The organism is Microbulbifer agarilyticus S89 (genome assembly GCF_000220505.1).
Lineage (GTDB): Bacteria > Pseudomonadota > Gammaproteobacteria > Pseudomonadales > Cellvibrionaceae > Microbulbifer > Microbulbifer agarilyticus_B.
Map to the genome: position 1 here is coordinate 20,329 of NZ_AFPJ01000050.1, position 8,211 is coordinate 28,539.

At 53.3% G+C, this 8,211-nt stretch carries 7 protein-coding genes; 3 read left to right on the top strand and 4 right to left on the bottom strand.

Annotated elements, in window-relative coordinates; translation table 11 throughout:
* Positions 1-179 precede the first annotated feature (179 nt).
* Both AS89_RS0114725 and AS89_RS18815 read right to left on the bottom strand, forming a co-directional pair.
* Positions 180-932, bottom strand: a complete 753-nt coding sequence (locus AS89_RS0114725) for a SapC family protein (protein ID WP_010133488.1) — start codon at positions 930-932, stop codon at positions 180-182.
* 262 nt (positions 933-1,194) lie between these two features.
* Positions 1,195-1,338 carry a hypothetical protein gene (locus tag AS89_RS18815; RefSeq protein ID WP_158217375.1) on the bottom strand — a complete coding sequence of 48 codons (144 nt, stop codon included), beginning with the start codon at positions 1,336-1,338 and terminating at the stop codon, positions 1,195-1,197.
* A gap of 196 nt (positions 1,339-1,534) precedes the next feature.
* Here AS89_RS18815 and AS89_RS17800 point away from each other — a divergent pair, with 196 nt between their 5' ends.
* Together AS89_RS17800 and AS89_RS18295 are read left to right on the top strand one after the other, a co-directional pair.
* Positions 1,535-2,068, top strand: a complete 534-nt coding sequence (locus AS89_RS17800) for an ECF-type sigma factor (RefSeq protein ID WP_010133489.1) — start codon at positions 1,535-1,537, stop codon at positions 2,066-2,068.
* Positions 2,069-2,075: 7 nt separating this feature from the next.
* On the top strand, positions 2,076-4,814 hold the full coding sequence (locus AS89_RS18295; protein WP_010133490.1) for a serine/threonine-protein kinase: 2,739 nt from the start codon (positions 2,076-2,078) through the stop codon (positions 4,812-4,814).
* Between the two features lie 114 nt (positions 4,815-4,928).
* Here the strand turns inward: AS89_RS18295 and AS89_RS18300 are convergent, their stop codons facing one another.
* Entirely contained in the window at positions 4,929-6,914 is a 1,986-nt protein-coding gene (locus AS89_RS18300) for an acyltransferase family protein (RefSeq protein ID WP_010133491.1), read from the bottom strand.
* A gap of 307 nt (positions 6,915-7,221) precedes the next feature.
* On the opposite strand from AS89_RS18300, the gene AS89_RS0114745 reads away from it, so the two are divergent.
* A complete protein-coding gene (locus tag AS89_RS0114745; protein ID WP_010133492.1) occupies positions 7,222-7,698 on the top strand; it encodes an aminoacyl-tRNA deacylase in 477 nt (158 codons plus the stop codon).
* A gap of 81 nt (positions 7,699-7,779) precedes the next feature.
* On the opposite strand, the gene AS89_RS0114750 is transcribed toward AS89_RS0114745, so the two are convergent.
* Positions 7,780-8,211, bottom strand: a 432-nt coding sequence (locus tag AS89_RS0114750) for an EF-Tu/IF-2/RF-3 family GTPase (RefSeq protein WP_010130320.1), incomplete at its 5' end; no start/stop codon positions are given.

Genomic DNA, 8,211 nt, shown 5'->3' on the forward strand with positions numbered 1-8,211 from the left:
AAAACGGTAAGAGTCTTCTTCGTCGTTCTAATTTTGTGTACGACCGTCAAATAAACGGCCTTTTATGATCTTGCTAAAACAGCAAAGCAGCCGCGCCGACAATTCGGCTTACGACTGCTTTGAACCTGACCCAAAATACTGACCAGGTGTTACTTTGCTGAAAATTTCAGCGAGTGCGATTAATTCAACGCGCCGGCCTCGGCTTTCTCTTTCGCTTCGGCAACGGCGTTGGCCTGCGCCTGTTGCTTGGAGAGCTGACGCAGCGCACCGAGGGAATGCAGGTGCGCATAGATCCAGGCCAGCTGGCCACTCTTGAACCAGTGCTGCACCTGCTCAGGCTCAACGTCCAGCAACTTGGCCTCGTCCACTACGTGCAAGCCTTCCAGGCGCACGGGCTTTCCATCCCCAGCCATCACCTGCATATCAAAGGACTTGAACAGCTGATGCTCGGCAAGGGTTGCGGAGAACTCCTGAGTCGCCTTGTATGACTTATCGAAGTTGGTCAGGAACTGCAGGACATTATTCAGGGTTGCGCTGTTCTCGCCCTGCTCGTCGAACAGTGGCTCTCCAGTCTCTTCGGAAAATTGCTCGCAGCCCTCATCGAAGCAGACCGTCTGGTTGTCGGTCATCGCGAACGGGTAGCGACGGATAAACGCGGGGACGTAACTACCCTGCCAGCTGCCATCCTCATCCACTAGTGCGTGCTGATTGTTGCGCAGCGACAGCAGGGCTAGAGGAAAGTACTGGCCGGACTCATTGCGGCTGAAGAAAATCGGCAGATCACGACTGGCCTCGAAGAACTCTATCCCGGTGAGGGGGACGGAGTTGATCTCGCGGGAAAACAGGAATTTGTTGCCCGGGGAAAACTTGAGATTGCGGTGATTTTCCCGGTTCAGGGCTACCGGCTTACGGTAAAAAAGCAGTTCGCTCATCGGTAATGTCTCGAAACCATTGTGGATATCTCGCGAGATATCTCTGTTTTTTAATTCTTACTCGCCGTTGCGAGCGTGGAGGCGATTAATATGCGCAATTTAACGAATTCGGTGTGACGTGGTTAGCATTATCTTCAATATTGATAATGCTAAGTCACAAAAGTCAGGCAAAAAATGGCGCACATACACACCCATCTCTGGATCATTTTTTCGCCCCTGCTGGCGTTAGCCAGTTCCCCCTTCCGCCCGGCCAATATCCCACTTAACGCCGCCTGCTTTCCGCTGCCATGCCCTCACCGCCACCGATAATTTTTGGACGATCGACCACTTCCGACCGAGCACTAACAATCACCAGCAAAAATACAGAAAAACCCAGCAGCCCTATCAAGAAAGTCTGCTTTGACATGCTGTGAACCCCGCAACTAACCGGGTCGACAATCCATGCCGAGCCAGCGCAAAAAAAAGATCCTTGAAATCAGTTACGTAAATACACAGTGGATTCCCTCAGCCCAAATCACTTTTTTTATAAATTTTTGTTGATCCTAATCGCCACAAGATCTAAAACGGGCGTATTAGCGGAATCGCAGAAAAAACGGCAATCCATGTCTCAGCACCACCAATTACCCGAGCTCACCGGACAGTTGTACGAGGAACTCCGGCGCTGTGCGCGGCGTATTCTGGCAAACCAGGCGGAAGGCCTGACCCTGCAGACCACCGATGTGGTACACGAGGCCTGTCTGCGCCTGATCGAATCGCCCGCACAATTTGAGAGCCGCACCCACCTCTACCGCTGCGCAGCCAAAGCCATGCGGCATTTACTGGTTGACCACGCACGGGCGAAATCGGCACAGAAACGCAATGGTGTACACATGCGCACCATCTGGATGGACAACCTGTTGGGTGATATCGATGTGAACCTGGGTCTTCTAACGATTGACCAGACGCTCACCGAAATGGCGCAAATCGGTGAACGTCTCGAAAGTATTGCCGAGCTGCATTACCTCGCGGGCTTCACCCAGGTCCGAGTGGCTGAAGTCTTGAACATCAGCGTGGCCACGGTTGAGCGCGAATTGAAGTTTGCCCGCGCCTTTCTGACCGATCGCCTGCAAGAGCTCCACCATCCGACACCAGCCTGACCCCGTTATGCCCAATCCGAAAAACCGCCTGAAGGTCATCAAGGGCCTGTTCGATCTTTGCGCTGATGCGCCTGTCAACGAGCGGGATACGCTCCTCGCCTCGTCGGATGCCACCCCTGAAGAGCAGCACGAAGTCAAACGGCTGCTGACCCTCCACAACACAGTCGATAGCAATGCGCAGCAAACGCACATCATCGGCCAGCAACTCCGGGCGCTCAGTCAGAGCATGCCCGCGGGACAAATGCTTGGCCCTTTTGCCATCGAAGAAGAAATTGGCCAGGGCGGTATGGGTATCGTGTTTCGCGCACGCCGGGCCGATGGCAACTATGAGCAGCACGTAGCGATAAAGATCGCACCAAGCTTTGCCAGTGCTGACGAGTTGCAACATTTTCATCAGGAGCGGCAAATCCTCGCGAGGCTGCAACACCCGAATATCGCGACCTTGCTTGATGGCGGTGCAACCGATGACTGCAGGCCCTACCTGGTCATGGAATACGTGGCAGGCAAGGCGATTCACGAACACTGCCTTGCCCACCAGCTGGGGCTCAAGGCGCGCCTGCACCTGTTTATCGAGGTCTGCAAAGCGGTCAGTTATGCCCACAATCACCTGATTATCCACCGGGATATCAAACCGGAAAATGTTCTGGTCACCAGCCAAGAGCAGGTGAAGCTGCTGGATTTTGGCATTGGCAAAGCCCTGCAAGGTGAGGCGGACCGCACCAATGCAACCGCACTGCGGGGAATGACTCTTGCGTATGCAAGCCCGGAGCAGATACGTGGCGAACGCACCACCATGTCCACCGATGTCTATGGGCTGGGCGCGCTGCTGTATTGCCTGCTTACCGGCCACTCTCCCCATGGGCTGGACAACAACAGCGCAGAGCAAGCGGTGGAAGCTATTTGCCGCACCGAAACAACCGCACCAAGCCGCGCGCAAGTGGACACGGGGGGAATCGAAGACCGCCGGTCATTGCGCGGGGACCTGGATAATATTGTCAGCAAAGCGCTGCGCAAAGAGCCGGACAGGCGCTACGCCAGCGTCAGTGAACTGCAGCGGGATATTGAGCGGTATTTGAACCGGGAACCGGTACTCGCAACTCCTCCCAGTTTTGTTTACCGCGCGGGTCGCCTGATCGCCCGGCACCCGGCCGCCAGCGCCCTCGCCGCCGCCGTGGTCATTGCAATCAATCTCGGGCTCGCGGCATCCCTGTACCTCGCAGATCAGCTGCGCACGGAACGTGACAGCCTGCTGGACGCACAGCGCGAGATCAAACGGCAAATGTATACCGCGGAACGCACCACAGCGTTGCTGACGGATATGTTTGAAGCGGCATCGCCTGCGCGGGCGCAAAGCCGCACCGTCAGCGTCGACAAGGTTCTGGAAGACGGTGCACGCAAAATTCGCGAGACTTTGGATAACGATCCCGCGGTGAAATCGCAGTTGCTCAAATCCCTCGCACAATTGAATTACAACGTGGGCAAGTATCACGATGCAGCCACACTGCAGCAGGAAGCGCTGCAACAGCTGGAAACTGCAGCACGGCTGCAAACGGGTCTTAGGGTTACGGAGGCCGCGCATATGCGCGCCGAGTTATTGATTGGCCTCGGCCGCTACCAGCGCGAATCGGGAGCTGTTAATGGCGCAGCGGCGGCCCTCGAGGAGGCATCTACCTTGCTGGAGCAGTATCCAGATAAACGACTGCAGGCACAGGCGCTGCACCGCAAGGGGCAACTGATCTCCCGGGTGGGGTCACCAGATGAGGCGATCGAGGTACTGAATACAGCAAAACATATTTGGCAACAAATGCCGGACCAGGGCGGCGCTCTCGGGTTAGCCAACAGCCACAGCCTGTCCAACGCCTATTTCAATAAACCCGACTTCCCAATGGCTGCGGAAACCGAATCTGTGGTACTCGCCGAGCGCATAAAGCTGCTGGGAGAATCCCACCCCGACACACTCAATAGTTACCGTTTCGTGGCGCGCAGCTACATGCGGGTGGGCCGCTGGCAGGAGGCGCGAGAACTCGCGCAACGGGCGTACCAGGTAAGTGGCAAAATCTTTAGCACCGAGAACAAGATCTTTCGCCACAGTGCGATCACGTACGCGCGCCTACTGGGACGCTTGGGTGACTTTCAAGCAGCGGCTGAGGTATTGAACCCATTCCTTACCGGCGAGGTGCGAGAACTGGAGACCACGGCGGAACTCTACCATCATCGCGGCTACTTCAATTTGAACCTCGGCCACCTCGCACAGGCGCGTGCAGACCTGGAAAAAGCGGTAGACATACTCGGCAAGATTTATCCGCACAATTCCGACTCCACCTTTTTACCGCGGGCCAACCTGGGTGAAGCCATGGCTGTTACCGGTGATGCCGCTAGCGGAATTGAGCTGATTAACCAGGTCAAACAAGAAAATATCGTGCAGTACGGTGCTGACGACTACGGGGTGGCAAGCTGGAATTTACGCCTGGCACGCATCGCGCTGCATACCGGCAAGCTACAAGAAGCAAGCGAGCTCAACCAACTTTCACGCAGCATTAACCTGAAAACCTTTAGCCACGACCACCCCATCGTGCTGCAAAATGATGAAACAGAAATGCGTATTGCCCTGGCACAGGGCGATACTTTAACGGCCATTGAGCTCTGCAAACGCTTGATAGAGACCTATGAAGGCATTTTCCCACGAGACGCCCCCATTATCGGACGTCTCCAAAAATTACTGAGAAATATGCGCAATCCAGTCTGATGTAATTAGTACAGTTAAAAAACCAAGATTTTCGCATTCGAGCTTTTTCCACCGGACAAGCAATGGATACCCTAATCAACCTTAAGACATCAGCAAAATTTCAGCCTTGAGACGCTAGCTTTCGGGCTCAAACTGCGTTAGCAGAGGTGCATCTGCCAAGAGCTGATCAACAGAGCGATAACGTGACTTCAGACGCTCCCCCAACTCCAGTGAAAACTCTAGGCTCAAATGATGCCGATCATATGTAAATGGGACCGCACCCGCTGATGATTCACATACCTCTCCGCCGCACATCAGCGCGAACTTATCGATATATCGGGGATTCAACAACTCGGCCTCTCTACTGCCTCGCCACTTTGCCAGTTCTCGATACTCATCTTCTCGAGTGTAGGAAATTGAACTCGGCTCAAGACAGGAATCCATAGTCCCGCTACGCCCGATAAAGAAGGAACAGTCTTTTTCGAGATTGAAGTACCCGCCCAATATCACGACCTCGACCGCAGGGTTGACTCTCTTTATCGCGACAAGTTCTTCCCAGATTTCAGCCTTATTCCGACCAAAAGGCATGTTTGCGCTGTAGACAACTAGGTCCAGTGATTTGACAAATTCCTCATCCCGCAAGCCATTAATCCGTTCACGACAATTGCGCTTATCCGGCTGATCGGAATTAATGTCCTTCATGAAGGGCCCGCATCTGTTCACGGTTCCAAACGTAATTATATTTTGGTCTTCCGCTGAATAGGCCGCATGCCAAATGTTGTACCCATCCGGCTCGTGGGAGTTTCCGAGCAGCAAAGTCTGCCGCGATGCATTTAAGATGCATTTTTCCGACCCGCTGAAGTTGCGGACTCTACAAGACTGCCGCGTTAGATTAAATCTCCGTTTCTTTCCCTCCTTCACCTGTTCCGCTGAGAGCACTACAGATTCCGACCACATGCTCCCTTTCGTCCAGTAAGCGCCCACCACCAAAATAGCGCATATGGAAGTACAACTTACGAAAAAAAGAGGGGCATGGTTAACGCGCTTGGAGGAAGCGTCGACATGACGAAATTTTTGCTCTACAAATTTCCAAAGGAGTGCCCCCAACAGCATAATGGCCACCAGTATAAGCACAATACCACCTGTTGAACTAAGCTGGCCGGGCGCCGAGTAACCCCAAAACACAATCAATGGCCAATGCACGAGATAGATTGAGTAAGAGGTGCGCCCTAAAAACTGTGCAACTTTATTTTCAAGAAGATGCCTTGAAACCGGATTGGTCCCCGCAAAAATCACAAGAGCGGCACCCAGGCAGGGAATCAAAACGGTATAACCAGGAAATCTGGTAGCAGCATGGTAGGTGAATATCGCGTAGCCCATCATAGCGATACCCAAAGTGGTCATTATTGACCTTACACCGCGCACCTGCATCCAATTCGTAGGTTTAACAAAAACCAGCATCGCCCCTATGACAAATTCAGCCACCCGAAACGGCAACAGGAAGAATGCGGCGGAGGCGTTGGAATGACTCACCATATACTGCGCGCTCCAAATAGAGAGTAGTGCGACAGCAATCAAACCTATAAATAAGATTGACCGGGAACCTCTGGTAAAGAGAAACACTAAAAAGGCCGGCCAGAAAAGATAGAACTGCTCCTCGACACTCAACGACCAAGTATGCAGTAAAGGCTTAAAACTTTCGTCTAGGTCAAAGTAACCTGCCTCACTCCAAAACAAGACATTGGACAATGAGAAAACCGCAGCAATTATCTCCTTCGAGAAGCGAGCAAGATGCTCTGGGGATAGGAGCATGGTCCCGACAATAGCGCTCACAGTGATAGTCGCGAGCAACGCCGGAAACAATCGTCGAATTCTACGGATATAGAAATCACGAAATGAGAAGGTCTTACTTACCAAAGCGTCATAGATATTTCTTGTTATTAGGAACCCGGAAATAACAAAAAATATGTCAACACCGACGTATCCACCCTCTATCCAAGTGAGGTCGAGGTGAAACAGTACGACAGAAAGGACAGCTAGCGCCCGAAGTCCTTCAACTTCTGCCCTGAACTTCCGACCTGCGGGGTGAACCACCTCCGTGGAATCCAATTTCGCCAACATATTATTATTCCTTGAGAGAGGAGACCTAAGTCAAATACTTCCTCGGTGCTCTGCGAAGAGAGCCTTTACTTAAAAGACCATCATTCATGTATGAATGCTCGGGGATGCGGCCCCATTCGACGCATCAGGCACATTATCACACAGGTAGCCATCTATCTCTGACTCAACGCTTTTACTATTCTTCGATTTCTAGAGACTCACTAGCGACCTTAACAAAGCAGAGTGACAATACTCCACGTTGGACACGGAGGGCGGCAAACTAAACTGCTATTGCAGGCAGTAGCCCATAATACAGGAGGGACAAGTCATGACTATGGCACCCACTGTCAGTCGATACCTAGACAACCATTCCGTCCAATACCGGGTCATTCCCCATGCGCACAGCGCGACCAGCCGCGAAAGCGCGCACAAAGCGGATGTTCGCGAAGACCGGGTGGCAAAAGCGATCCTGCTGAAGGATGACCAGGGCATGGTTATGGTGGTGATTCCCGCGAGTAGCGGCCTGGATATGCGTGCGGTGCGCGACGAAACAGGGCGCAACCAGCTGGAAATGGTGAGTGAACCAGAAATCGGTAATATCTTCAGCGACTGTGAACTCGGCGCGCTTCCGCCACTTGGCCAGGCATACGGCCTGACAACCCTGGTGGATACTGGACTCGATAGTCGCGACACCATCTATCTGGAATCCGGCGACCATGAATCTCTGGTAGCGCTGGACGGAGAAGATTTTGACCGCCTTATGGCGAGCAGTCGCCACTGCAACCTGAGCCGGGACTGGTGGTAATTACGGTCACACAAGTGAGAGGCAAAAAAAAGCCGCGGCATTTCTGCCGCGGCTTTTTTTGCTTTCGATCGAGAGTAAATATTACTCGATGATCTTAGCTACAACGCCAGCACCAACGGTACGGCCACCTTCGCGGATCGCGAAGCGCAGGCCATCTTCCATGGCGATCGGCGCAATCAGGGTAACGGTCATCTGAACGTTATCACCTGGCATTACCATCTCGGTACCTTCTGGCAGCTCACACGCACCAGTTACGTCGGTGGTACGGAAGTAGAACTGCGGACGGTAGCCTTTGAAGAACGGGGTGTGACGACCACCTTCGTCCTTGGACAGTACGTACACTTCTGCTTCGAACTTGGTGTGCGGGGTGATGGAGCCCGGCTTAGCCAGAACCTGACCACGCTCAACTTCGTCACGCTTGGTACCACGCAGCAGCGCACCAATGTTCTCACCAGCGCGGCCTTCGTCCAGCAGCTTGCGGAACATTTCTACACCAGTACAGGTAGTAGTAGT

What these genes read in the sequence shown, in the direction of transcription:
- AS89_RS0114725 (WP_010133488.1), bottom strand. Translation starts at nt 932, where the DNA reads ATGAGCGAACTGCTTTTTTACCGTAAGCCGGTAGCCCTGAACCGGGAA.
- AS89_RS18815 (WP_158217375.1), bottom strand. Translation starts at nt 1,338, where the DNA reads ATGTCAAAGCAGACTTTCTTGATAGGGCTGCTGGGTTTTTCTGTATTT.
- AS89_RS17800 (WP_010133489.1), top strand. Translation starts at nt 1,535, where the DNA reads ATGTCTCAGCACCACCAATTACCCGAGCTCACCGGACAGTTGTACGAG.
- AS89_RS18295 (WP_010133490.1), top strand. Translation starts at nt 2,076, where the DNA reads ATGCCCAATCCGAAAAACCGCCTGAAGGTCATCAAGGGCCTGTTCGAT.
- AS89_RS18300 (WP_010133491.1), bottom strand. Translation starts at nt 6,914, where the DNA reads ATGTTGGCGAAATTGGATTCCACGGAGGTGGTTCACCCCGCAGGTCGG.
- AS89_RS0114745 (WP_010133492.1), top strand. Translation starts at nt 7,222, where the DNA reads ATGACTATGGCACCCACTGTCAGTCGATACCTAGACAACCATTCCGTC.